16 protein-coding genes and 1 pseudogene are annotated in these 23,963 nt (G+C 58.0%); 7 read left to right on the top strand and 10 right to left on the bottom strand.

What is annotated here, in order from left to right:
- Positions 1–379: 379 nt before the first annotated feature.
- Complete coding sequence (locus EAH74_RS10185; RefSeq protein ID WP_140678738.1) at positions 380–1,219, top strand: LysR substrate-binding domain-containing protein; 840 nt, start codon at positions 380–382, stop codon at positions 1,217–1,219.
- 35 nt (positions 1,220–1,254) lie between these two features.
- On the opposite strand, the gene EAH74_RS10180 is transcribed toward EAH74_RS10185, so the two are convergent.
- Positions 1,255–1,470: a TOBE domain-containing protein gene (locus EAH74_RS10180; RefSeq protein WP_140678013.1), complete on the bottom strand. Its 216-nt coding sequence runs from the start codon at positions 1,468–1,470 to the stop codon at positions 1,255–1,257.
- Between the two features lie 136 nt (positions 1,471–1,606).
- Positions 1,607–2,869, bottom strand: a complete 1,263-nt coding sequence (locus tag EAH74_RS10175; protein ID WP_430539762.1) for an OprD family porin — start codon at positions 2,867–2,869, stop codon at positions 1,607–1,609.
- Between the two features lie 265 nt (positions 2,870–3,134).
- Between EAH74_RS10175 and EAH74_RS10170 the strand changes: the two genes are divergently transcribed.
- The 4 genes from EAH74_RS10170 to EAH74_RS10150 all read left to right on the top strand — a co-directional run bounded on the left by EAH74_RS10170 (position 3,135) and on the right by EAH74_RS10150 (position 9,689).
- The gene (locus EAH74_RS10170) at positions 3,135–4,082 is read left to right on the top strand and encodes a LysR family transcriptional regulator (protein ID WP_140678011.1); all 948 of its coding nucleotides are present in this window, start codon (positions 3,135–3,137) and stop codon (positions 4,080–4,082) included.
- A gap of 91 nt (positions 4,083–4,173) precedes the next feature.
- Positions 4,174–4,977 (top strand): putative hydro-lyase, encoded by an 804-nt coding sequence (locus EAH74_RS10165; protein ID WP_140678734.1) that lies wholly within the window; start codon positions 4,174–4,176, stop codon positions 4,975–4,977.
- A gap of 684 nt (positions 4,978–5,661) precedes the next feature.
- Positions 5,662–6,681: a substrate-binding domain-containing protein gene (locus tag EAH74_RS10155; protein ID WP_140678732.1), complete on the top strand. Its 1,020-nt coding sequence runs from the start codon at positions 5,662–5,664 to the stop codon at positions 6,679–6,681.
- Positions 6,669–9,689 (top strand): EAL domain-containing protein, encoded by a 3,021-nt coding sequence (locus tag EAH74_RS10150; protein WP_140678009.1) that lies wholly within the window; start codon positions 6,669–6,671, stop codon positions 9,687–9,689. The genes EAH74_RS10155 and EAH74_RS10150 overlap by 13 nt, the downstream gene beginning before the upstream one ends.
- Positions 9,690–9,780: 91 nt before the next feature.
- Here the strand turns inward: EAH74_RS10150 and EAH74_RS33300 are convergent.
- From EAH74_RS33300 to EAH74_RS10120, 6 genes and pseudogenes are all read right to left on the bottom strand, one after another.
- Positions 9,781–9,885: pseudogene (locus tag EAH74_RS33300) on the bottom strand (cupin); the annotation flags it as partial.
- 433 nt (positions 9,886–10,318) lie between these two features.
- Positions 10,319–11,638: an OmpP1/FadL family transporter gene (locus EAH74_RS10140; protein ID WP_140678007.1), complete on the bottom strand. Its 1,320-nt coding sequence runs from the start codon at positions 11,636–11,638 to the stop codon at positions 10,319–10,321.
- A 151-nt stretch (positions 11,639–11,789) separates the two neighbouring features.
- A complete protein-coding gene (locus tag EAH74_RS10135) occupies positions 11,790–13,691 on the bottom strand; it encodes an acyl-CoA synthetase (protein ID WP_140678005.1) in 1,902 nt (633 codons plus the stop codon).
- 2 nt (positions 13,692–13,693) lie between these two features.
- Entirely contained in the window at positions 13,694–14,650 is a 957-nt protein-coding gene (locus tag EAH74_RS10130; RefSeq protein ID WP_140678003.1) for a fumarylacetoacetate hydrolase family protein, read from the bottom strand.
- 175 nt (positions 14,651–14,825) lie between these two features.
- On the bottom strand, positions 14,826–15,917 hold the full coding sequence (locus EAH74_RS10125; RefSeq protein WP_140678001.1) for a VOC family protein: 1,092 nt from the start codon (positions 15,915–15,917) through the stop codon (positions 14,826–14,828).
- 85 nt (positions 15,918–16,002) lie between these two features.
- Positions 16,003–16,617: a TetR/AcrR family transcriptional regulator gene (locus tag EAH74_RS10120; protein ID WP_140677999.1), complete on the bottom strand. Its 615-nt coding sequence runs from the start codon at positions 16,615–16,617 to the stop codon at positions 16,003–16,005.
- Positions 16,618–16,880: 263 nt separating this feature from the next.
- Here EAH74_RS10120 and EAH74_RS10115 point away from each other — a divergent pair, with 263 nt between their 5' ends.
- Positions 16,881–18,116, top strand: a complete 1,236-nt coding sequence (locus EAH74_RS10115; RefSeq protein ID WP_140677997.1) for an NADH:flavin oxidoreductase/NADH oxidase family protein — start codon at positions 16,881–16,883, stop codon at positions 18,114–18,116.
- Between the two features lie 21 nt (positions 18,117–18,137).
- Here EAH74_RS10115 and EAH74_RS10110 read toward each other — a convergent pair whose 3' ends face one another.
- On the bottom strand, positions 18,138–18,785 hold the full coding sequence (locus tag EAH74_RS10110; protein ID WP_140677995.1) for a TetR/AcrR family transcriptional regulator: 648 nt from the start codon (positions 18,783–18,785) through the stop codon (positions 18,138–18,140).
- Between the two features lie 2 nt (positions 18,786–18,787).
- Positions 18,788–20,446, bottom strand: a complete 1,659-nt coding sequence (locus tag EAH74_RS10105; protein ID WP_140677993.1) for a bifunctional 3-(3-hydroxy-phenyl)propionate/3-hydroxycinnamic acid hydroxylase — start codon at positions 20,444–20,446, stop codon at positions 18,788–18,790.
- A gap of 450 nt (positions 20,447–20,896) precedes the next feature.
- Here EAH74_RS10105 and EAH74_RS10100 point away from each other — a divergent pair, with 450 nt between their 5' ends.
- Positions 20,897–23,824, top strand: a complete 2,928-nt coding sequence (locus EAH74_RS10100) for an ATP-binding protein (RefSeq protein WP_140677992.1) — start codon at positions 20,897–20,899, stop codon at positions 23,822–23,824.
- Positions 23,825–23,963: the final 139 nt, after the last annotated feature.

The following is a 23,963-nucleotide window of genomic DNA, read 5'->3' as shown; positions in this document are numbered from 1 at the left end:
GTTTGAATAATCGTGAATAGGGAGCATTAGTGCGATGGCGCCACCTCTGAGACTGACTCGCGGAACGGAGCTGGGTGCGAGGTGTCATTTGTATTAGACACATTAGTGTCGCAATCCTGTTGAGATAGAGAGGTGGTTTTCATGAACAATATTATCTACATCGTCGGGGCCGTTGTGATCGTCCTAGTTATTCTTTCGTTTGTCGGTCTTGTATAGCCTTAGCTGCTAAGCACCTCACTGAATCATCTGTTTGGCGCTAACAGCCTTTGAAGTGCCAAGACGAGTTACCGAAGATGCCTCTGTGAGACGCCCCAAGCGCTGCCACCAGAACCGTTCTGGCGGCGCCAGTTGCGTTCTAGTACGAGCCAAGCCACGGCACTTGCTGCGCACCTTCATTGCCGTGGTTGATCACCACAGTTTTGCCGAGGCCGGCGCGCAACTGGCCCGCACGCAATCGTCGGTCACCCAACACATGCAACGCCTGGAACAGCAAGTGGGGGTGAGCCTGTTCGAAAAGCGCGGACGGCAAAAGCAACTCACCGAACCCGGCTTGCAGTTGCTGCGTCATGCCCGGCAGATGCTGTCGCTCAACGACGACGCGTTGAACTCCCTGCGTGAAAGCAGCTTGAGCGGCGTGTTACGCATTGGTTCGCCCCATGACATCGCCGACACCATCCTGCCGCCGATCCTCAGCCACATCGCCCGCTCGGCACCGCGCTTGCGCCTGGAGATCGATGTCGGCCGCAGCCCGTTTCTGATGGACGACCTGCACCGGGGCAAGGTCGACATGGTGATTTCCACCCGCCAGGACCCGAGCCTGGAAGGCTTCGCCTTACGCACTTCGCCGGTGTGGTGGATCTGCTCGGCGCAGTACATTCACAACCCCGGCGAACCGTTGCCACTGATCCTCGTGGACGAACCGAGCATCTATCGGCGCTACGCACTGGAGGCGCTGGAACGCGCCAATATCAGTTGGCGCCAGGCATACCTGGCGTCGAATCTGATTGGTATTAAGGCAGCGACCCGTGCAGGCCTGGGTGTCACGGCACGAAGCATGGAGATGCTCGGTCCCGACATGCGCGTGCTGGGTGAAAATGACGGATTGCCGCGACTGCCGGACGTGACCTACTACCTGTGGATCAGGCCCAACACCGCGAACTTGATTGCCCGAAAGGCCTATGACTTGATTCGCGCGAGCCAGGGGTTGTCCTTTTCCTGACGTGAGCGGCTCCGCGAATTCAAGCCCTCGCCCTTTCAGAGCTTGGCGATCGAGACTTCCGTGGATTTGACGAAGGCAATCACCTCGCTCCCCACTTGCAATTCAAGATCGCGCACTGAACGGGTGGTGATCACCGAGGTGACAATGCCGGAGGCAGTTTGCACATCGATTTCGGAGACCACTTCGCCTGTCACGATTTCCTTGATGACACCCTTGAACTGGTTGCGGACGTTGATCGCTTTGATGGTCATGATGAGGCTTCCTGTCTGATGTCGAATACATCCGCACGGATGTGCAGGCCTTCAAAATGAACCTCACGAACCAATATTAAAAGGAATAAATATAGATTTGCTTATTCCTGTATCGAATATAAGGTCCGTCCAGCCTTTACCACAGCGCCACGGTATAGCTGACGATCAGGCGATTCTCATCCAGGTCATTACCAAAGTTCGAACGTACTGACGCGTTGCGCCATTTGAGGCCAATCCCTTTCAACGAACCGTCCTGCACCACGTAAGCGATATCGGTATTGCGCTCCCATTCCTTGCCTTCACCCGGCGCCGTGCGTTGCACATTGTCGCCAGAGATGTAGCGGGTCATGAAGGTCAATCCCGGCACGCCGAGTGCGACAAAGTTGTAGTCGTAGCGCGCTTGCCAGGAGTGTTCGTCGATGTTGGCGAAGTCACCGATCTGCACGAAGTTGACCAGGTACGGATCGCTGCGCCCGATATACGGAAACGGATCGTCGCCGCTCATGCGTTGATAGCCAAAGCCCAGCGCATGACCGCCAAGGCTATAGGTGAACATCGCACCGAAGGCCTGGTTGTCGATATCTCGAAAGTTGCCGTCTTCGGTACTGCGCGCATAGCGTACGTCGCTCTTGAGCGACTGGCCGGAGCCCAGGTCCAGCACGTGCACAAGCCCGAGGTAATTTTGCTGGTAGATGTTTTCCAGCTTGCCATAGCGGTACTGCGCGGTCAGGTTCGGCAGGAACTGATAGTCCGCCCCGGCAAATTGAAACCTGTCACTCTGCCCGCCAATGCGGTTGGCGGTCATGTCCTGATAGTCGGTGGAGTCGACAAAATTGATCTGCGTGAGCTGACCGGCCGTGAGCTTCAAACGATCGATTTCCTGCACATTCACCAGGCCGCCTTTGAACGTGCCCGGCAACAGGCGGGTATCGTTGGAATTCACCACCGGGTCCTTGATCTGCAATGTCCCGAATTTCAAGGTGCTGTTGGACACGCGCATTTTGCCCGTCAGGCCTAACTCGCCATAGCGATCCTGTGAGCCGCCGGACCCATTCGGCGGCAACAGATTGGTACCCGCCGTCCCGCCGCCGGAGTCCAGTTTGAAACCGGCCATGCCCAAAACATCCAGGCCGAAACCGAACGTGCCAGCGGTGTAACCCGACTCCATCCGCAACAGAAAACCCTGCGCCCATTCTTCGGCCTTGTCGCGCGAACCGTCCTGGCGAAAATCACGGTTGAAGTAGAAGTTGCGCGCTTCCAGGCTGCCTTTACTGTCCGCGACGAAATCCGCCTGAGCGGACGTTGCACAGAGCAGACTCAGGACGAGCAACGAGCCCGCCTGGGCGTACCCACCGAACGAGCCGGTGCGGCCCACATTTGAAGGCATGTGATAAGTCATGGTTTTTTCCATGGAGGAAGTTCCTGCGACAGCAAGCGAAGATGACGGACACGCCTCATTGTTTTTTTGTGAAGGCGTTGTCGTGGGGGCGGACGCAGTGACCTGCGTCGTGGAGCGGATTCTTCGTGCCGGGGCAGAACGGCGTCAAACGGGAAAAAGACGAGGTTATGCATAAGAAAATTTGATGCCCGCGAAGTCGGACTCTGGAGTAACAATTGCAACCCGCCCCCTCATTACAAGAGCCACAAGCGCCAAGGGAACCGCCATGAACCTCAAATTCCTCGAAACCTTCGTCTGGGTCGCCCGCCTGCAAAGCTTCAGCCTGACCGCCGAGAAAATGTTCAGCACTCAGGCAGCGATCTCCAGCCGGATCGCCGCGCTGGAAGATGAGTTGGGCCTGCGCCTGTTCGTGCGCGATTCACGCGGAGTGTCGCTGACGCCCGAAGGCCTCAAGGTGCTCGACTATGCCGAGCAGATGCTCGAGGTCCAGCGCGCGTTGAAACGCTCGCTGGACAACACCAGCCCGCAGCAGGGCCTGGTGCGCATCGGCGTGATGGATACGGTGATTCACACCTGGCTCAGCCCGTTGATGTCGACCCTGATGCAGACCTTCCCTGCCGTGGAAATCGAGATCACTGCCGACGCCGCGCGCAATCTCTGCGAGCAATTGCAAAAGGGCTACCTGGACATCGTTTTCCAGACAGACCTGATCCGCCACGAAAGCGTGCGCAACCTCGAACTGGCGCACTACCCCATGCACTGGATCGCCGCCAGCAACTCGATCTATGCCCGGCCTTATGCCTCGCTCACCGAGATGGCCGGTGAGCGCATCATCACCTTCGTTAAACACTCACGACCGCATCAGGACGTGCTCAACCTGTTGCACGCCCATGGCATCGGCGCACCGCGCGTCAGTTGCGTCAACTCGGTGTCAGCCATGACCCGGCTGATTCGTGACGGCTTCGGTATTGGCGCCTTGCCGGCGGCACTGGTGGCCAACCCCCTGGCCAGCGGCGAGTTGATCCAGCTGGATCCCGGTAGCCGTTTGCCGCAACTGGATGTCGTGGCCTCTTGGCGCGCGGGGGTCGGATTGGAACTGATCGAGAACATCGTCGAGATGAGCCGCCAGGTAGTCTGCCAATACGCTGCGGATGTCGGTCCGTTACTCATGGTGGCGGCGCCGGGCCTCGACAGCCGACTGCCCCCTGAATAACTTTTAGTTGTTTGGGGGCAACAACATTCCTTGTTGGACGGCATCACCGCGGTTTTCTAAAAAGGGTCAACGAACCTGTAGAGATACCATGATGAATCAAGCCGCCCTGTCCTTCGAACAACTGCAGCACAGCACCCCTCTCGCCCTGCGCCAAAGCATCGCCGCCGGGCACTATCAGGGGCACACCAGCGGCCTGGGCCAAGGCCGGGCGCAAGCCAATATCGTGATTCTGCCCAGTGATTGGGCCAACGAGTTCCTCAGGTATTGCACCCTCAATCGTCAAGCCTGCCCGCTGCTCGACATTACCGAACCGGGCGATCCGTATTTCCGCAATCTCGGAGCAGCCATTGATATTCGCCATGATGTGCCCCGATACAGGGTTTATCGCCATGGCGAACTGAGCGAAGAACCGCTGGATATCGAGCAGCTTTGGCAGGATGACCTGGTGGCGTTCGCCATCGGCTGCTCATTCTCCTTCGAACAACCGCTGCTGGATGCCGGCATCCCCCTCAAGCACATCGATCTGGGGCGCAATGTCGCCATGTACCAGACCAACATCGACACACGCCCCACCGCTCGCCTCGGTGGCAAGCTGGTGGTGAGCATGCGGCCGATGAAAGCCGCTGCCGCCATCCAGGCCATTCAAATCACCGCACGCATGCCCAATGTCCACGGCGCTCCCGTGCACATCGGCGATCCGTCGCTGATCGGCATCCACGCGATCAACACCCCGGACTACGGCGACGCCGTCCCCATTGAAGCTGACGAAATACCGGTGTTCTGGGCGTGCGGTGTGACGCCTCAATCGGTGGTGCAGGCCTCACGCCCGCCACTGTGTATCACCCATGCCCCCGGTTGCATGCTGGTGACGGATTTGTACAACAGCGCTTTGTAAAGGCGTGGGTGTGCCGTAATGCCAATCAGTTAAGGAACGATACAATCCGTAGCAGCTGGCGAAGCCTGCGTTCGGCTCGGTCCGCGCTCGGGCGCAGCAGTCGTTAAATCAGGCAGTGCGGTGTTTCAGTTAAACCTCGCACACAGGTTTTACGACTGCTTCGCAGCCGAACGCAGCCTCGCAAGCTCGACAGCTGCTACAACGCCGAACGCAGGCATCGCCAGCTGCTACGGATCGCGTTACGGCTTAACTAATCGGCATTAGCCGCTCGGCTGCCGTTTTTTTGCCTGTTGTTTATGCAAAATCGAAGCCTTGTAAATCCACTCAATGTAGTCAACGATGCAATTGGCCTTCGTCCCTTGTTTTGTGCCATGGACCCTGTCCCATTTCCTGAATGTTCAGGACTGAAGTTCGCGCACTTACCCACAAAAAACCGGATGACAGCAGAACCGACTATCCTTTCGGACAGTGAACGCTGCACTCTTGGCAAAAAGGGACGCCATGCCAGACTATGATCGCGCCATCGGCTCCAGACCCGGCATCACAGGCGGTGATCGAACCTGTCTGATTAGACCCGGGCTGCTCTGGATGGCTTCAATTACGGCTTTCTGTCTTTTCACGGCAACTCCCGGATTCGGCCAGAACCTGCCAACCGCAGCGGGTGTCGAAAACCCCACGGTTACGGTGATTCAAGCGCAGGAAATCGTTTCCAGGGCCACCCTCGAAGCCGTTCGCTGGAGCGGCCCTGAATCCGGCCCGAAAGCGTTGCGGGGCAAGAGCATCGCCTTTGTCGCAGAAGATTTGCGTAACGGAGGCATTGTCGGTGTCGCGCAGGGCGCTCGCGAGGCTGCCAAGGCGATGGGCTGGACGCTGAAGATATTCGATGGCGCTGGATCATCGGCCGGGCGCGCGAAGGCCTTTTCCGATGCCCTGGCAGCGAAACCCGACGGCCTCATTCTGTGCGGCTCTGATGCCCTTGAGAACAAGGCGGCGCTGCTCCTCTTCGCCAACAGGGATGTGCCGGTGGTTGGCTGGCACGCCGGGGCACGCCCCGGGCCGATTGACGGCACGCCGGTGGCCATGAACGTTACGACCGACCCTCTCGAAGTGGCTCGCCTCACGGCCATGGCGGCAGTGGCACAGTCAAACGGACACGCCGGCGTAGTCATCCTGACCGATTCCAAGTACAGCATCGCCATGGCGAAAGCCAAGGCCATGGAAAACGTCATTCGGGCCTGTCAGGAATGTACGTTGCTGGAAGTGCGCGATGTCGCGATCTCCGAAAGTGGCGAGAAGATGCCGGCAATCACCAAGGAGCTGCTTCAGCGCTATGGCAAGCGCTGGACCCACACGCTGGCCATCAACGATATCTATTTCGACTACTCGATTGCCTCATTGACCAACGCCGCAATACCCAGCGACGGCATCAGTCTGTTGTCTGCCGGTGACGGCAGCGCTTCGGCTTTCTTGCGCATACAGGCAAAAACCTACCAGACCGTCACCGTGGCCGAGCCGCTCAACCTGCATGGCTGGCAAGTGATGGATGAATTGAACCGGCTGTTTGCAGGTCAGCCGGTGAGCGGCTTCGTCGCGCCGATCCACCTGGTCAATGCCGACAATATCGCCTTCGACGGCGGGAAGAAATTCCAGTACGACCCTGACAATGGCTATCGAGACATCTATCGCCACCAATGGAACCCCTGAATTTGGACGTTATTTCCCGGCTCGGACGCCATTTATTGCCGCAATCGCTACGCGCACAGTTCACACTGGCGTTTCTGACGCTGGCGCTGCTGATCCTGGCGAGTGGTGCAACGGCGGTCTACGCCTTGCGCACGTCAAACAACGCCACCCGCCAGCTGACGGATGAACGTCTGGTCCGCATGCAAAATGGGCAAGACATGCTGCAGCGTACCTTGCTGATCGAACGCCAAACCGATCAGCTTCTGACAACCCGCTCCCCCGACACCCTGCGTTCAAGCTATGCGGCGACCGTCGAACAGCTTGAAGCCCTTGATCAACTCGTGCAGCAGCTGACTGCCGCGAACAGTGGCGTGGCGATACTCGACATGCATCAGTCGAGTCAGATGTTCCGCAATACCGCCAACATCGTTGCGCAGCTGCGAGAAAGCCTGCTGCAAACCGAGGTCACCTTCGAGCAAACCATGGAGGATCACACCGCCCGGTTAACCGCGACTCAGGCCCGGGCCAGCCTGGAACTGGCGGTGTTACTTTTCGATCTGCCACAGGCTGTTGACAGTGATGCCGTGCAACGGCTGCGGGTCCGATATGAGCGCCTGTCACGCACAGCAGGCAAGTTACCCGACGCTGATGTGGAGACGCCCGATCTCTTCTTCCTGCGCCTGAGGCTCATCAATCAGCACAACGTCATACAGCGCTTCAACGAGGAACTGAAGAATGAGGCCGGGGTTCTGGTTGCGGTGGCCCGTGAGCAATCCAGTGCTTACACCGAAGACTATCGCGAAGCCCTGCAGCGCCTGGTCGAGGCCTCAAATCGTAGCCAGCAATGGGTGCTGATCATGTTGGGCGCCAGCCTGGTGTTCGCCTGGTTCGTGACCCGGGTCTTCATGGGCCGTCATGTCCTCGTGCGTCTGAATGAAATAAGCCGGCAATTGCGTCAGGAACACACTGACAAAACGCATTTGATGATGGCGGAACATGGGAAGGACGAGATCGGCAACATGGCTCGCGCGGTGAATCAATTCCTCAAAGACCGACTTCAGCTGGAAAAAAGAACGGTCCAATTGAGTATCGCCACAGAGCGGCTCGCCCTGCAAAACAGCCGATTAGAGCAAGAAGCCGTCATCCGTGCCGGACAACGTCATGTCCTGGAGCTGATCGCCAGGAGTACCGAGCTTGCAGAAGTCCTCGACAGCCTGGCTCACCTGGTGGAGTCCCAGCTGGAGGGGATGATGGTGTCCATCCTGTTGCTGGATGAGGATGGCAAGCACCTGCTGCACGGGGCTGCCCCCAGTTTGCCGAAAGAATATAACCAGCTCATTGACGGGATTGCGATCGGTCCTAACGTCGGTTCATGCGGCACCGCGGTGTATCGACGAGAACCGGTCATCGTCACGGACATCGAGCTGGATCCGCTGTGGGAGGAGTACCGTTCAGCCGCTGCGCTCTATGGATTTCGCGCCTGCTGGTCGACGCCGATTCTGTCCCATGAGCGAAAGGTATTGGGTACGTTTGCCTTGTATTCCAACACCGTACGCAGCCCCAGCTCGACCGAGACGCGACTGATCGACATGGCGACACCGCTTGCCGGCATCGCGATAGAACGCCAACTTACCGAAAAGCGCATTCGCTATATGGGCGACCATGACGCACTGACCGGGCTGCCGAATCGCACACTGCTCGAAGACCGCCTCAAGCAGGCAATTCTTTATGCTCAGCGCTACGACCGCCTGGTGACGGTGGTGTTTCTCGATCTGGACAAATTCAAACTGGTGAATGACAGCCTTGGGCACAGTGCTGGAGACGAACTGCTGAAAACCGTCGCCCAGCGCATGCTGGAGTGTGTACGCCGCACCGACACCGTCGTGCGACTGGGTGGCGACGAGTTTGTGATCATCCTGTTCGACCAGCCCTCAGACCTCGACGGCGTCACGCCAGCCCTGCACAAAATCCAGGAAGCTATCCTGCGGCCGATTCAGCTCAGCGGACATACACTCCACGTCACCTGCAGCATGGGGTTGGCCACCTACCCTGCCGACGGCAGGGATACCGACACGTTGCTCAGCAACGCGGACGCCGCCATGTACCGGGCCAAGGAGCTGGGTCGCAACAGTTACCAGTTCTATACGAGCGAGATGAATAACAAGGTTCAGGGCAAGCTCGCCATGCAAGACGGGCTTCGAAACGCACTCAACCATGACGAGTTCCTGCTGCTGTACCAGCCACAGGTGGATTTGCAGTCTGGTCAGATTATCGGCGTAGAGGCACTGATCCGCTGGCAACACCCCGAGCTCGGCATGGTGTCTCCCATCAAATTCATTCCGCAGGCCGAAGAGACCGGGTTGATCGTGCCCATCGGCGACTGGGTGATTCATGCCGCGTGCAGACAGAACAAGGCCTGGCAAGATGCGGGCTGGCCGCCGATCACCATGTCGGTGAATATTTCAGCACGCCAGTTCATCGAAAGGGACCTGATCGACCGGGTGATGCATGCCTTGCAAGAAACCGGACTGGACCCGATGTACCTTGAGCTGGAACTGACCGAAAGTCTGATCATGCAAGACCTTCAGCAAGCCATCAGCAAAATGAAGGAACTGCAATCCATGGGGATCAGTCTCTCGATCGACGACTTCGGCACCGGCTACTCCAGCCTCGCAGCATTGAAAAGCTTCCCGATCGCGAGACTCAAGATCGACCAGTCTTTCGTGCGCGACCTGCCCGACAACGAGAACGACAAAGCCATCGCCACCGCGGTGATTTCGTTGGGGCACAAACTGAACCTCAAGGTGATTGCCGAAGGCGTCGAAACCGAAGAGCAGCAAACCTTCCTGCGTGAAAACGGCTGCGATGAAATTCAGGGCCACTTTTTCAGCAGAGCGGTGAGCGCAGAGGAAATCAGTCTGTTACTGCGTACGCCCCGGTTGCCTCAACCGGGCCGCATTGCGAGCCCTGACTCGGCAAGGCGAAAACGCGATGAAAAACGCCCACGCAGTCCAATGCCCGGGCATTAATGACTCAGCGCACGGTAAAACGCTGCTGTGTCAGAAGCCGATCGCCCTGGAACACCTTGAAAGCCCGGCCGTGTTGATGTCGGGCCTGCGCTTACGCTCGCCTGACAATATCGACCGAGATCTCCACCGCCGCAATCGTGCCTCTGTTCTCAAGCCAGTGCGTGGTGTTCCTGTCCTCAGGCCAGCCCACTCCCGGAAGTAGAGAGCCTAAAAGGAGTGATCAGTCGAGAGGCGACAAAGGGTTGTGGATTCAACCGGTTGAATCCACAGTCAAAAGCTGCCATTCACTTAAGTAAATCGTAGCGATTTAGCACCACAAAACTTCCAGGCTTTGATTTGCGTAATTCGGTGGCGCCGTCCCGAACTCGCGGAGCGCGAGTTCGGGGTCTTCCAAATCGCCACGGATAGCAACGACCTTCAGACAGGCGCAGAGATAAAGCAGAGCCCCTCTTGTGGAGAGTGCACCGACAGCAAGGAGCTTGGTAAAGCGCCTCGATTATGCATGGCTACTAACGCCGTGGAACGCGTAGCGTCCGCCCGCTGTAAAGAGCCCCCATGACAGGTTCAGCAATGGGCGCTGGAAAAACTACTGAATCAATTCTTAGTGGAAATGCTCTGGGTCAGGTCGATTAGTACCGATAGGTTGCCTGCACTGAAACTCCATTCGCACTATTGTCGTAATTAGCACTGTATTCCGGTTGAACACCGGAATTGTTCGATTGCTTTATCGAGACTTTGGAATCCCAGAGATAACCGTAAGCAAAGTCTATCGTCAGATCGGAATTCGGCGAATAAGCACCGCCCAAGGTCACGGCTTGGCGATTCCCAACCGGAATGCGCACGCTGCGATCGGCATTTCTAACGGGCGACGGATCATAGGCGTAGCCAGCGCGCAGTAGCCATTGCTGGTTCCACTGATAGGATGCGCCCACGGCAGTAGACCAGGTGTCACGCCAGTTCATTTCTTCGGTCACACTTCCCAGGCCCGCCGCCTGGCCCACGGGGGAAAGACCGCTGTTGACTGCCTCGACCTTCTGGATCCGGCTCCAACGTTTCCAGGTAGTTCCCAGGTAACCTGTCCAGCGACTGTCGAAATGATGGGTGATGGACGTGTCCACGGATTCGGGCATCGTGAGGTCTATCTTGTTGTCATACTTTCCGTCCAGCGGAATAACGCTCGGGGAGCCGGAAACCTCAGTATGCCCTTCGAGTTCATAGTCCACCTTCGAGTGATAGTTAACCCCCCAACTGGTAGCCTCAGTAAAGTCAACCAGGATGCCGACGTTGTAGCCAAGTGCGGTGTCATCGCCTTTGATGGTGACCAGTGTGTCCTCGCCATTGTTAAGGGCGCCGGTGGCCAGGTAATTCTGAAGTTTTGCATTAAAACGGTTTATGGTCGGTCCGCCACCAATGGACACGTAATCATTGATCCGATAGGCAATGGTGGGCTGCAGGGTTATTTCCTTGGTCGTGCTATAGGAGCCATGGTAGCGACCCTGAAAAGAGCTCTCGTAATCATTGATCAGACCACTCGGAGCATAGAGACCCAGGCCAATCGAAAAACGATCATCAAGTGGCGTCGACATATAAGCGAAGGGCACAACCCCCAGCGGTACCGAGTCCCCTTTATTCGTTCCTGAGGCACTGCTCTGCGCATCACTGATGTCATCGCTCACCGAGACGACCGCAGCTCCGCCGGAAATCTCAGTACGTTTCAGTTTGGTCAAACCTGCAGGATTTCCAAAGATAGTGCTGGCGTCCAGCGCAGAAGACGACCTCCCCGCATAAGCAGTTCCCGCACTGCTTGCGCTTTGCTCGTTCAAGGCAATGCCATTGGCGCCCGCGCTTGTGGACGCGCTGAGTATTGCCGCGGCACCAGCAAATTTGATCCAGGAAGACACTTCTCGCACAGCTGAGTGACACGGGGTTGCACGGTTGCTCAGTTTCATTTCCCACCCTCGTATTGTTGTTATTGATTGGTTCGCAGGCAAGGCTTCGCCTTCCGGTGCACTTGGCAGTGCCGGTTGGAATTGATCGAGTTGTAAACAGGCCCTGGCTGACGACAACCAGGGCCGAGGTGCCGAACTTACGAAGTCAGGATCATTTGAACCACTCCACTTGAAAGCTATAGCGACCAAGAAGGAGGGCCAGGGCCTCTTGATCTCGTCCGGCCCGGATGCACGCGACTAACCCACGTTGTTCGTGTTGAATCACCTCGACCGCAATGTCCTTCAGACACATGCGTTCCACTTCCTGCCGAACTACTCGGGCCACCTCGCGTTGCTGCAAAGCAGGCTTGAAAATCTTGCCCACCGCCGTCAATGGCAGTGCTTCGAGGATTTCGATCCGCTTGGGAATGGCCGCCCGCTCACTGATGTGGCGCTGAGCAAATTGCTCAAGTTCTTCAACCTTGCAGACGTGGCCTGGTCGCAGTTGCACGTAAGCGACCGGCACTTCACCCGAATAGGCGTCCGGGCTGCCGATGGCAGCCGCCAACGCCACCGCTGGGTGGGCCTGTAAAGCCTCCTCGATTTGTTTTGGATCGATATTGTGGCCGCCGCGGATAATCAGCTCCTTTTTGCGCCCGGTCAGCCAGAAGTAGCCATTTGCATCCTGACGCCCCAGATCCCCTGTATTCAGCCAGCGCTGACCATTGATCTCAATCCACAGGCCCCGGTTGTGGCTATCTTCAACGTAACCCTCGAACAGGTTCGGACCCGTGATGGCGATCAGGCCAATTTCATCGATGTCGGCGTCGCGCAGATAAACTCCAGCGTCATCGAGCATGACTGCGCGCATGTCCTGGTAAGCAATTCGTATACCGATAGAGCCGATATAGCGCTCGCCATGGGGCGGATTAACCGAGGAGACGCACGCGCCTTCCGTGAGTCCATAGCCTTCGAGGATCTTTACCCCGGTCCGGCCTTCGAACTCCCGGAAAAGCTCGACCGGCATCGGCGCGGCACCACACATGGCATAACGAAGACTGGACAGGTCGCGGCCTTCCAGCTCGTTTTGCAACAGTGCGGAATAGACGGTTGGAACGCCGGAAAAGAAGTTGATGCCGAAGTGCTCAACCATCTCCCAGAAGCGTGTGATCACACCCTCACCGCGATAACCGTGCGGTGTGCCGAGGATGACATGATCCCCTTGGGTCCAAGGCATCAGGCCTGTCACCAGCTGTGCATTTACGTGGAACAGCGGTAATCCACAAAAAATGACCTGGCGACTCCCCTGTGGTTGCATGTGCGTAGCCATGGCCCATGCATTGAAGACCTCCGCCCCATGAGTTCGCATTGCTATCTTGGGTAGCCCGGTGGTACCGCCGGTGCAGAAGTAAGAGGAACGATCCTCAGGGCGGAATTGCCGGTCGCTTTTCAGGTGCGTGCCTGGTTGAGCATCCATCAGCGTCCGTAATTCGTGAATCGTGGCCCCCCTGTGCAACTCATGTTCTTTCTCTGCCAGGGATTCAAGCGATTCACGCTGAGCTACATCAACATAGGGGCCCATGCCAACCCAAATGACGTGCTTGATCTCGGGAAGTTGATCCAGCTGCGAGGCCAGCTTAGGCCAAATGTCACTGCCCGGCGTCGGTGCGAGCGTTACCACCACGCTGGCCTTGGCGGCCCGTAGCAAGGCAGCCATCTGTTTGGCCTCTTGCAGCGGATTGATCGCCATGACGACACCGGCCGCTTCACCCCCCCAGATGGTGAAATGGGTTTCCGGCAGGTTGGGCAGGATGAAGGCCAGCACTTCACCCGGGGTAATGCCCAGGTCGTGAAAGGCATTCGCCGCGCGAGTGATATCTTCGACGAGTTCGGCATAGCTCCAGTGGTGGGTGTTCCTGAAGCTGGCAGCGTCGGCGAAGAAACTCAGTGCCGGCGCGTTGGGGCTGAGCTTGGCTGTCCGTGTCAGCGCTTCATAGGTACTGGAAGCCAAGCCACGCTCCGCCAACGGGACCTGCTCGATATTTTCAATGTCGTTCAGAGATCGCACCATCATTGTCAGGCTTCCTCTACGACTCGGTTGCGTTGCACGCCCAGGTCGATCACACCATCGGCGCTACGAATGCGCGCTTCGACCACGTCACCGGCCTTGAGGTACTGCGTCCGGCCCTCTTGCGCCTTGAGGAAAAGCTTCCACTTGGTGGCTTCTGGCATCAGGGCCGCAATGCGCTGTTTTGCGGGCGAAGGGATCGTTAGAGCGCAGCCGGCAGGCGTACCGGTGGCGATCAGGTCTCCAGCGTCGAGATCTTGCAAGGCGCAGAGTTCGATAAGGGTTTCAGCGGGGCCGTAAACCAGATTGGCCGTGCTGTCCTCCTGTCGCACCTGACCGTTGACCGTCAGCTTCAGCTGCAGTGCCTTGAGGTAATGCATGTCCTTGGCATCCAGAAGGCAGAGGTACGGGCCGACCGGGCCGAACGTGCGGTAGCTCTTGCCCTTGTAGAACTGCATCTGGGGAATCTGAATGTCACGAGCCGAGTAGTCATTGACAATGACGACGCCTGCAATGAACTCGTGCAGATTGGCGTCAGTGACAGCAATAGCGCCGGTGATCGAGCGCTTCATCACAAGCCCCAGTTCGATCTCGTAGTCAAGGAAGCGCACGTGGCGCGGCTTGATCAGGTCGCTGTCAGCCGCCACCAGGCAACTGGTCGCTTTGGTGAAGATCATGTTGAATTTCTTCGCATCCGGGTCCATGCCTGACTCGATCATGTGCTGACGGTAATTGGCACCCTGGCAGACGAACTGCTGGTTACGGGTCACCGGCGACAGCAGTTTTACTTCGCCCTCCGCAAGCTCAGAGCCTTTCATTTGAGCGAGGTCGTCGATTCTGTTCTGGCGAATGAAGTCACCGGTGGTTTCAAAAACACCGGGGATGACCGTGATACGGCCCTGGCGAAGCACGCCCCAGTGGATACCGTTCTCAAATTCAAAGCGGACTACGTGTACAGCAGACATTGAAGGTACTCCTGGAGCGGCGTTTGTCCCGCGTTCGGTGGCGCGAGAACTGTGGTGTTGTTCTGAAACGGGGCTGGCAACGTTGTAGACCCACGCGCCGCCAGCATTCAAAGCGGCGGCTTTAAGCACGTCCCGCCGGCCAAACCGGGTTGAGTTGTCCGACATGGCGGCAGCTCTACCCGAACATCCGCATAAGTGTTATCAGCTTGCGAATGGTCAGGTCCGGGCTGCGTCGCAGGTTGCGGATCAGCAGAAGCACATTGGTCAGGTTCATCTTGGGTTTGGTAAAACTCTTGGGCATGCGCTGCCCCCACTGCGCCATTGCCTCGGGACTCACCGGATGAATGCCTGTAGGCCGAGTGGTGGTGAAAATATCCCCGTCGCAGTAATGCTCGTGCTTGTCGCCCCATGGGTCTTGCCAGTAATCGAAAATCTGACTGCCCAGAATGTGCCGGCCGATGCCCCATGAGTGCTCCCAACCGCGCTCGCGCAAGACGCGCTGCCCCATACCGACGGCGTCTGCATCGACGACTTCATAGGCGCTATGGCTGTAGGTGGCCATGAACCCTTGCGCAATCGCGAGCGTATGGTGATCTGCCGGCCTGTCACCGAGATCAAGGCGCATGAAAGCGACGATGGGGGTGCCGTCGGGGAGTACCTGCACATCGCTGGGAATAAACCCGAAATGCTGGGTGTACCAGGCACAGGTCGCCTGATAGTCAGCCACTTCAATGACGATGTGGCCAAGCTTGAGGACCTCAGGGGGAGCAATCGGCGGGCGCTGCGTGGCGTTGATTCGGGGTTGCTCGTGCGCCAGATTCCAGTTGAGAGGAGCTCTATGTGCCAGCGCCTTGCCTGGTGTCTGGTCGCAGACGGCTTCCACAATGAAACCGGAAGGATCCGTCAGTCTGACGTAATACCCTTTACCAGGATGTTCCGATTTCTCGACCGATGAGGCACCCGGGATTCGAGTGAGCTTTTCCAGATCTTCCTGGGACTGCACGGCAAGTCCGAACCCGATAAAACGTGCATGTTCGGCCCGTTGGACACGGTAACAATATGCAGTGGCGTCGGTGGCCCGCATATAGAGCGTATCGGCCTCCTGCCGATTTACCGTCAGACCGAAGTCAGTCAGGAAACGCGCCGCCTCATTCAAGTCCGGCCGTTGGAAAATCAGGTGAGTCAGATCCTGGGCCTTTACCGTCGGCTGCGGATGCCGCGCGGGGTGTGGTGTCGCCAACCGGTGCAATTCGTTTTTGTTGTTCATTGTTCTTGTTTTCCGGGTTTTTAGGGCAAAGCTGTCCCGAACCCCTGAAAACTCAGGGGTTTATTCAGTCAAATCAATTACGAGCTCAGTCGAGAGATGGAAGTGCCGGCAACTCTTGGGTCGCCAACGCACGAGCCTCCTCTGACGGCACACCCAATGCCCGCAGTACCAGTTCGGCGGTATCAGAGCCCGACTCGCGCCAAGTTCGGTGCCCCTCCAGTACCAGGAAAATCGAGCCAAGCACGCTGCTCGATATCAACGTCAGTACCGAGAGCAATTGCTCCTGCGCAAACGTGTAGCGCCCAGTGGTAAGCCCGCTCAGAAGATCCTGGGTCGCTTGGCTGCTGAACATTTCGCGCAACGCCGAATTGCTCATGGCGAATTTATGGATGAACGCGCCCCACTGGGAGTCTTCGTGCGCTCGGCGAATGAAGAATCGAATGCCATTGGCCAAGCGATGAGCGGGATCCGAGAGGGAATTGAAGCTCTTGTTGACGCGCTCATGCATCTCCCTCGCGAGATGGCTGGCGACCGCCTCGAACAGGCTTTCCATGCTGTCGATGTTGCTATAGACCGTTCCGCGCGCCACGCCTGCCTCTTGCGCGAGGTCCAGGATGTTCACTTGTGAGGTGCCTCTCTCGGCAAACAGGCGAAAGGCAGCTTGATGGATGCGGCGCTGTGTTGGATTCAGGGATTCCACGGTTCTCTCTCCAGGATTACCTTATGGAGCGATTGAACACTCGTGTTCATTCTGCGTCAACCATATTTTTAAGCATGTTGGATTTTTTGTCTGAAAAACCGGCGCACAACCTAATAATTTGGATGCCATAATCGATGTCGCCGGATCAATAACAGCCCTGCACATTGACATAATTGAACACGAGTGTTCAATTATGTCATGACTCAGGTTCGTCTTCTCGGCAAGCACCTGGCTCTGCCCATCGATGAAAACCAGGACACAACATGACCGGCTCAAATCTCTTCAAACCGCTTCGATTACCCAACGGTACGGTGATTCCGAACCGAATCGCCAAGGCTGCCATGGAGGAGAACCTTGCCAATGACGAACACGCTCCTGGCGAAGCGCTGGTTAAGCTCTACCAGCGTTGGGCGGAGGGTGGTGCCGGTCTGATCATCACTGGCAACGTCATGGTCGACCGTCACGCCTTGACCGGACCCGCTGGCGTAGTGCTTGAGGATGATCGGAATCTGCGCAATTTCCGGTTATGGGCCGAAGCTTGCCGCAGTCGCGGGGCCCAAGCCTGGATGCAGATTAATCATCCCGGACGTCAGCTACTGGCTTCAATGGGACAGCCGGCAAGAGGCCCCTCCGCCATTGCGGTCGATATCCCCGGACTTTCAAAAGCTTTTGTGCCGCCCAGAGCTTTGGATGAGCAGGAGATCGAGGAACTGATTGAGCGCTATACCCACGCGGCGGTGCTGGCTGAGCGCGCCGGATTTACGGGTGTGGAGATTCATGCGGCGCATGGCTATCTGTTCAGCCAATTCCTGTCGCCCTTGACCAATCGGCGTGACGACCGCTGGGGCGGCAGCCTGGAAAATCGTGCGCAAATTCTCCTGCAAACCATCGACGCAATACGTCAGCGAGTGGCACCGATCTTTTGCGTCGCTGTAAAGCTCAACTCCGCGGACTTTCAGCGTGGCGGGTTCGATGCCGCGGATGCGGCTCGCGTAGTGGAAATGCTTAACGCCAAGGCGGTCGACCTGGTCGAATTGTCGGGTGGCAGCTATGAAAGCCCAGCCATGCAGGGACAGACCCGCGATGGCAGCAGCCTGGCTCGAGAAGCCTACTTTCTCGAGTTCGCAGAAAAAATAGGAGAAATAGCACGCATGCCGCTGATGGTCACCGGCGGCGTGCGTAGAAAGGAGGTCGCGGAGCGAGTGGTGAGCGGCTCGGTGTCGATGGTCGGACTTGCCACTGCTTTAGCAATCGAGCCAGCTCTGCCGAAACAGTGGATGGCAGGTCGGGACATCAAAGTGGAGCCCATCGTCGTCCGCTGGAAGAACAAAGCGCTGGCGTCGCTTGCAGTGGCATCGGTGGTCAAGAAGCAGCTCGGTTTGCTGAGCCAAGGAAAAAGGACAAACCCCGGGACGTCGCCACTCATGGCATTGATCGGAAATCAGTTGAAGGTTCGTCGCCAGGCGAAGAGCTATCGGCGATGGATCGATCAAGCCTGACAAATCAAGGATGACTTCAGTTCAGGCCGGTAGAGGCTTGCCGGCGATTTTCCTGGCTCTGGCAGGCGTTACGCCTAGAGCTTGGAGAATCATTTCGGCGACCCGCACATCGTGCTCCACCACTGCACGTCCCTCGATAACTGAGCGCATCGCTCCGGTTGTGCACGACAAGACCAAATCCAGGGCGACCCCCTCGTCCTCATAAGCCAAAGTTCCTGCACGCAACCCCTCACGCAGATCACCCATTACATGAGTAGCCAAGCGCGAGCGCATGGCCTGGTCGAAATGGATGATGCGCAATAGGGCATTCGCCCATTGGTGGTCAGCCGCAGCCCGACACACAAACATGCGTACGCCAATCGAAAGCCGCTGTGCTCCGCACTGCACGTCCGCGTTCAGGACAGAAATGGCGTCAGAAAACTCCGCGGCCATGGCGATGCCCACCGCTTCGAGTACTTCGTCACGCGTTCGGAAATAGTTGTAGATGGTGCCGTTGGATACCGCCGCCTCGGCGGCGACTTCGAACAATCCGATATCCCCCACCTCCTTACGAGCGACAAGTCGCAATGCCGCGTCGACCAGACCGCGACGGGTGCGCTCGCGCTTCTTGTGCCCCCTGGTGAGAGGTTCTGGCACAGCAGCATCTAAAGGAGGTGTGGGGAAATTCATGATCAAGCTCTTAATCTAATCGGCTCGTTGATAGTAATGGAAACGCCGTCAGGAGTGGCGCCATCACTCATCAGCAGACCCCGACAGTCTCGAAGGAGCTTGCTAGCCTCTGTGCCAGGGGCGTGGTGCATGATGATACGGTCAGGACGAACGGCGACGAGTGTTCCTTTAGCAGCCAGTGGCAAGATCTCATGGTTCATGTCTTCGATGAAGTCACAGCTGCCGCCGGAGCGTTGGCCGCGAGGTCTGACCTCTAAGAAGTGACCGCCCATCTTTTCCCAGGCAACGATCTGATCAGTGGTGAGCAGGGACAACGGGTCAACACCGAATCCAACCAAGGTCAGGTTGTCTCCCAGTGCATCGTCGCTCAGCTTGATCTGCTTTTGCAGGGTGCGAATCCAAGCTTGGGGAAACAGGCTGCCACGTACCAGCTTGTCACCCCGGCGATGCTGCACGAACAGGCCGTGCATGAAAGTGTTCTTCGGCTTGATGTCCAACTGCTCGAAGTACCTTCTGGTAGCGGGAGTCAACGCCAGCATGCGCATCAGGCCGTGGATGAAGAAAGCCGCGATCTTGTTCTTTGGCATCACCAGGCGGCCCATGAGTTTCGCCAGATTGATCATCGCCTGAGCATGTGGGCGGCGCTCTAGATCGTAGGTATCGAGTATCGCAGGCGCGGCGTGGCCACGAAGGACCCAAGCCAGCTTCCAGGCCAGGTTGGCGCCATCACGAAGGCCCGCTACGAGACCTTGTCCGACGAAGGGAGGGGTGATGTGTGCAGCGTCGCCAACGAGGAAAGTACGTCCCTTGCTGAATCGGTTGCAGCAACGCGCGTGGAATCGATACACCGCCTTGCGTTCGATTTCCAACTCCAACGGATTGACCCATGGCGCAATGAGCCGAGCGATGCTTTCCGGGCTTTCCAGCTCCTCCCTGGATTCGCCGGGTTGCAGCATGAATTCCCAGCGCTCCCTTCCACCGGGGGCGGGCATGTGCGGCGTCGGGCGCCGCGGATCACAGATAAACTCAATGTGATCAATGGCTGACTGATGCCGGTTCTTGGCATCGACAATCAGCCAATCCTCTGCATAGGTTTGTCCTTCGAACTCCTGACCGATCAGCGCCCTGACCCTGGAACTAGCGCCGTCCGCACCGATCAGGTATTGGGAACGAACAGAATGCGAGTGCCCATTTTGATCCCGTACGGTGGCGACCACGCAATCAGCTTCCTCAACCAGACTCTCCAGCTCGAAACCACCCAGGCTGGTCACTGATTTCAGTCGGGAAACCTGGCCACGCATCGCTCGTTCGAGATCGGGTTGATAGAACGTCACAAGCTTGGGGTGGCCGTCGATACATCCCTCGGTATTGGCTCGACCGAATTGCCCGAGGACCGGAGAGTGCATCTTCACTTCCGGGATAACGATCTTCTCGAAAGCGTCCTCCGACAATCCGGCGAGTTGCAGGATGCGCAGGGCCTCGTTGTCCAGAGCGATGGCACGAGGCATCAGTACGATTTCATGGAGCTTATCCAGCACCAGGGTCGTAACCCCGTAGCGGCCGAGCAGCGCCGCGATTGTCGCACCTACCGGACCGTTACCGACGACCAGCACATCGACGGCGGAGGGAAGCAATTCGGAATCTTTTTTGTTGTTGTTCATTTCGAGCCCTTGTTGTGATTGAAGTCGTGAGGCGCGCAGGTCTCATCGTTAGGCAGAAACAAGGTATGCAAAATTGAGAGATATTTCAATATTGATGTTTTTGTCATTATTTTTTGAGATCATTGAAAAGCCGTGATGTGACCGACCGGACGAGCAGAGATACAGGCGTAAGTGGCCGCGTTAAGGCGAAGAAGGCTCGTGGCGTGAAGTTGCGCGCGTGCCAGTTTCCGACCGACGACGCTTGGCTTCAGAGCCGATCAGCGTTGTCATGGGAGCAATGGCCCAGGACTGAAGTGCGTGGCTGCCAGGGCCCCAGCCGAGGTTGGAGAACAGTCGGTGCAAGAAGACGTGTCGACAGGACCAGAACGGCAGGAACATTGTTTTTTTCAACGCTGAATCACGTGCGAATCTTCAGCGCACCACCATGTTTTAAGTCTTTAGGAATCAACCGTGGCGCGTCCGCAGCCCCATCCGACCCCCGTCCTGCTTGACTTTGGCGAGTTCGAACTCGACGAGGCCAACGCTTGCTTGTTGCGTGATGGGCAAGCTGTGGCGTTGGCGCCGACCCCTTTTCTGTTGTTATGCGTGCTCGCACGCCAGCCGGGGTCGTTGGTATCCAAAGACGCCTTGCTGGATGCCGTGTGGGGGCATCGGTTTGTCAGCGATTCGGTCCTGAAGACGGCCATCAGCGATCTGCGTAAGGTGTTGGGCGATGACCCCAAGCACCCTCGTTTTATCGAGACGGTGTCGCGACGCGGCTATCGCTTCATCGCCGTCTCGCCCCCTGCTGCTTCGAGGCCGCCTACACCCATGGCGCTTACGGCGACCGACACACCTCAGTCGTCATTCATCGGTCGCACTGACGAGGTCTCCAGACTGCAACGGGCGTGGGAGCGGGCCGGTAGCGGTCAGCGGGCCGTTGTCTGGCTTGCTGGAGAACCGGGGATCGGCAAGACCACGTTGATCGAACATTTCCGCGCCGGCCTTGGCGACATCGCTTGCGCACGCGGCCATTGCATGGAGCACTTCGGCACCGGCGAACCCTACCTGCCGGTGCTGGAGGCATTGGCCGATTTGTGCCGCAGCGACCCGACCCTGCCGGCGTTGTTGCGCGATGTGGCACCAACCTGGCTGCTGCAATTGCCGTGGTTGAGTAGCACGGAGGAACGTGACGCATTGCGGCGCGAGCTGGCCGGCGTCGGCCCGGAACGCATGCTGAGGGAATTCGGTGAACTGTTGGACCGCTACACAAAGCTGCGTCCGCTATTGCTGATGACCGAAGACCTGCACTGGAGCGACCGGGCGACGGTTCAGCTGATTAACTACATAGCGCGACGGCGTAGCCCCGCACGGCTCATGTGGCTGTCAAGCTTCCGCCTTGCCGAAGTGGTGGCGCTCGACCATCCGCTCAACTCATTGCGTCACGAACTGCGTCTGCAACGCTTGTGCGAGGAAGTGGTGCTCGACCCTTTTTCCGAAACCGAGGTCGCCGACTATGTGGCGCTGCGTTCAGCCTCACTAGCACGCGACGAAGCCTTCGTGCGCGCCCTGCACGAACGGACCGACGGCGTGCCCTTGTTCGTTTCCTCAGTCATCACTGAAGTGATGGATGCGAAAGAAGACGAAACCACCGTCGAAGCTCGGCTGGCGGATCTGGCGGTTCCCGACAACCTTGCGGCCATCATCGATCACTACATTGCCAAGCTGGCTCCCGAGCAACGAACACTCCTCTCCGCAGCTGCGGTGTGCGGGACCGACTTCCGGATCGAGACAGTTTCGCTGGCCCTCGAGCGCAATCTCTCTTCGGTGATTGGCGACTGTGAAGAACTGATGCGTGAGCAGGTATGGCTCACACAACCGCGGGTTCCCGATGTTGACGAGGCGGTAGAGCCTCCTTACTCGTTCCGACACGCCCTTTTTCGCCAGGTGCTGTATGACCGCACGCCGCGTTCGTTGCGCATCGATTTCCATGGCCAGGTTGGCACTGCCCTCGAACGTGAGCGCTCGGCCGGTGTGCCGGTTGCTGCTTCAGAACTCGCGATGCACTTCGACCGTGCTCGGCTGCCGATGATCGCACTGCGCTACTACGCCGAGGCCGCAGAAGCCGCGCTACTGCACTTCAGTCCGGACTTGTGCATCGGTCTCACTGAGCGTGCCCTAATCCTGCTTATGCAGACACCCGAAGGGACGGAGCGCGATACGCTCGAAATTACCTTGGCCACGTTGCAGGGGGTTTCGGCCTTCCACATGTTCGGTGTCGGCAGCGAAGCCAAGAGCGCTTTCGAACGGGCGTACACGCTGCTCGCGGAGGTACCCGAGCACCCTATGCGCGGTCGCCTTCTGCACGGATTCGGCTATCTACTCGGTCTGCGCGGCGACTACTCGCAGGCTTTGGAAGTGGCAGAGCGTGCTGAAGCTCTCTCCCTAAACGCAAACGATCAAAAGCTCATGCTGGCGGCGTGCATCGTTCAGGGCGAGGTGCATCACCTCCAGGGCCGCACGAAAATTACACGCAGCTGGTTAGAGCAGGCCCTCGCGATCGCCGAGCCGCTGGGCATAGGGACAAACGAGATCTTTGCGGCAGATCCCCAGGTCATGCTGCACGGTATGCTGGCCATCGAGCTGGTGCGGTCTGGCCTGATTGAGCAAGGCCGAACCCATATGCAGCGGGCACGAACCCGCGCGCATACGCTTCGACAACCTATGACATGGCTGGTCGCGACCTGGCAGGAGGTTTTGATCGAGGTACGACTGGGAAACCCTGTGCGGGTGGCAGCGTTGGCTGACGATATGCAGAAGCTCGTCGATGAATATTCGCTCGCGCTCGGGCGCACAGCTTGCCGCTGGTGGCGCGGCTGGGCCGACGCGCGCAACGGCGCCCCCCACGACGGCTATCGGCACATCCGTGAAGCCTACGAGGAACACACCCGACTCGGTATGCGCTCCGGAGCCAGCGAAGTACTCGGCTACGCCGCCGAGGCGCTGCTACTGGCAGGCGATTGCGACGCAGCGCACGTAGAATTGCAGGAAGCCCTCCGGGTGGGAGAGGAACTGGGAGAACGCGTATACCTGCCGCAGCTGTTGCTGCTGGAGGCCGCGATCGCGCGAGCTCAGGGTCGGTCGGATGCCAGCAACGCGGCGGTGCGGCGTGCGATTGAGGAGGCACGCGCCCAGGAAGCATCGTGGCTGGAGCTGCTCGCAATGGTCGAGCTGAGTGAGCATCACGACGCTACAACTGAAGATCACCGGGCATTGGTGATGCTGATTGACCAGTTGCCCGAAACGCATGGAACTGAATTGGTAAAACGTGCGCACTGGTTGATTGAGGCTGCAAAGTGTTCTTTAAGCGGCAAGGCGAGTCCGAAGCCATCGCGCTGAGCATACTTTGTAGCCATGATCGGCAGATAATGGCCAGATGCACCCATTCGGGCGCATCTGCGAATTCGGGCGAACCAGGCCGGCGACTGAATATTCGATCAGATTGTGCAGACTCACACTATGCATTCAAGACAAATGT

Origin of the sequence: Pseudomonas mandelii (assembly GCF_006438925.1) — a bacterium.
Taxonomy (GTDB): domain Bacteria; phylum Pseudomonadota; class Gammaproteobacteria; order Pseudomonadales; family Pseudomonadaceae; genus Aquipseudomonas; species Aquipseudomonas mandelii_C.
The sequence above is the reverse complement of the archived record's forward strand: the minus strand, read 5'-3'. Positions and strand labels throughout refer to the sequence as shown.